Source organism: Ureibacillus terrenus (genome assembly GCF_006569205.1).
Taxonomy (GTDB): domain Bacteria; phylum Bacillota; class Bacilli; order Bacillales_A; family Planococcaceae; genus Ureibacillus; species Ureibacillus terrenus.
Map to the genome: position 1 here is coordinate 1 of NZ_VIGD01000047.1, position 2,166 is coordinate 2,166.

Sequence of the window (2,166 nt, forward strand, 5' to 3'; positions counted from 1 at the left end):
TTGGCCAAAAACATTGCGAAATGGATTTTAATCATCACTACAACAGTAGGAGCGATGACCGGTGTGGGAATCTGGTTTTCGACAACGGTCATTCAGCCGGATTCGATTGGTTCTTTATTGCGAATCTTTTTCTGGGCTTGGGTAACAGAATGGGTCTGCTTCATCACCGAAGTCATTTTATTGCTCGTTTACTATTACACATGGGACCGTTGGCAAGATCCGGAGAAGAAAAGAAAACATATTTATATAGGAGTTGGCTTAAGTATTGCTTCATGGCTGACAATGGCCATTATCACAGGCGTGTTGGCAGCAAAATTGACACCCGGGAAATGGATTGAGACATTCTCATTCTGGAATGCCTTCTTTAACCCAACGTATTTGCCTTCTTTAGGATTCCGAATGTTCTTAGCTATCTTATTGGCGATTGTACTTGTTTCATTATTCATACGTCTATTCGTAAAAGACCTTTCACTGAGGGAAGAATCCTTTAAAGTATTCGGTTTTTGGGGTGCGATTTCTTTGCCAATGACCTTCGTTTTAGGGCTTTGGTATTTATGGTCCATTCCGGATCAGGCCTACAATATGATTGTGTTGGCAACAGGAATGACCGAAAGTACATTTAAAATCATCAATGGTCTTGCATTATTGATTTTACTGGTTTATTCTGTTTGGCTTATCCGAAGCCCGAAAAAAGTGCCCATTATCCTTTCTATAGCAGTGTTTGGTGCGTCCATCGGATTTATCGGAGAATTTGAGGTGGTAAGGGAATACATTCGAAAACCTTTCATCATTTATGATTACATGTACGCAAACGGACTTCTCGCCCAAGATCGGGAAAAAATGAATGAAGAGGGCTTTTTAGCCAATGCGACTTGGGCAAAAGAAAAGGAAATTACGGAAGAAAACAAAGTGGAGGCCGGAAGAGAAGTTTTTGTAGGCCAATGTATTGCTTGCCATACCATCGATGGTTGGAGAACAAAAAGGGCGTTAGGAAAGCGTTTAGCCGGATGGGATGAAGAAGCATTGAAAAACTATATACCAACCATGCATACGGTGCGGGTTGCCATGCCTCCTTTCATGGGAACTGAAGAAGAATTGGATGCCTTAGCAGCCTATTTGAAATCAGAAATTGACCGCGTAAATAATGAAAAGGAGGTAAGTCAAAATGAATAATTTGCCGATTTCTCCGGATAATCCGTTACCAATCCCGGGACCAATCGGTTTAATGGAATTATTGATTATCGTTACGTTTATCATTCATATTCTTTTTGTAAACTTTACGGTTTCTTTGGCGACGGGTGCGGTCGGATTGGAGATTGCCGGGAAAATCAGAAAAAACGCTTTATTGTACCATATGGCAAAAAGTTGTTCTTTTCACGCATCCATTCATAAAAGCATCGCTGTTGTAATGGGGGTAGCTCCCCTGCTCATTATCAGCGTGATTTATACCCAATATTTTTATCCAAGCACCATTTTGATCGGAAAAACGTGGCTCAGTGTCATTCCTTTATTAATCATCGCTTTCCTATTACTCTATCTTTATAAATTCACCTGGGATAAGTGGGAAAATAAAAAAGCGCTGCATATTCTTGTAGGATTTGCAGCAATGTTGATCTTGTTATATATCCCGCTTATTTTCATCGTGAATATTACTTCGATGCTGTATCCAGACAAGTGGGGCGAGGTTCAAGGATTTTTCCCTAGCTTATTGTATTATCCGCAAATTTGGCAAAGATATTTGCATTTCATCCTTGCCAGTCTTGCTACAGGCGGCTTTTATGTATTCCTGTTTTACGCATACAAAAGCCGAAAAAAAGGCAGTTTGGAAGATTATGAACAAAGCCTGAAATTATTTGGTGCCAAAGTGAGCTTATGGATTACAGTAGTGCAATTAATTGCAGGATTCATCCTGTTATTCGCCTTTAAACCGGAAGTCAGAATGTTATTCATGGGTGAAGATTTATTATTAACTACTTTATTAATGCTTTCAATCGTTTTAACCATTATTTTATGCGTCTTTTTATTCCTTGCGGGATATAAAGATTCCTTCAAATCCTTTGTTTTATCGGCGGCTGTGTTCGTGTTAATTGTGGGCATTATGGGATGGATCCGTCATGAAGTAAGAGAAACTTATTTATCCCCTTATTTTGATGAATTCCCAAGAAC

At 39.5% G+C, this 2,166-nt stretch carries 2 protein-coding genes; both read left to right on the forward strand.

Features of this window, described 5'->3' with window-relative positions; all coding sequences use genetic code 11:
* Positions 1–1,173 (forward strand): c-type cytochrome (locus FKZ59_RS14170; RefSeq protein ID WP_141603383.1); only part of this gene is annotated, 1,173 nt, incomplete at its 5' end.
* The coding region (locus FKZ59_RS14175; RefSeq protein WP_141603384.1) for a cytochrome ubiquinol oxidase subunit I at positions 1,166–2,166 on the forward strand (1,001 nt) is incomplete at its 3' end. The genes FKZ59_RS14170 and FKZ59_RS14175, both read left to right, overlap by 8 nt.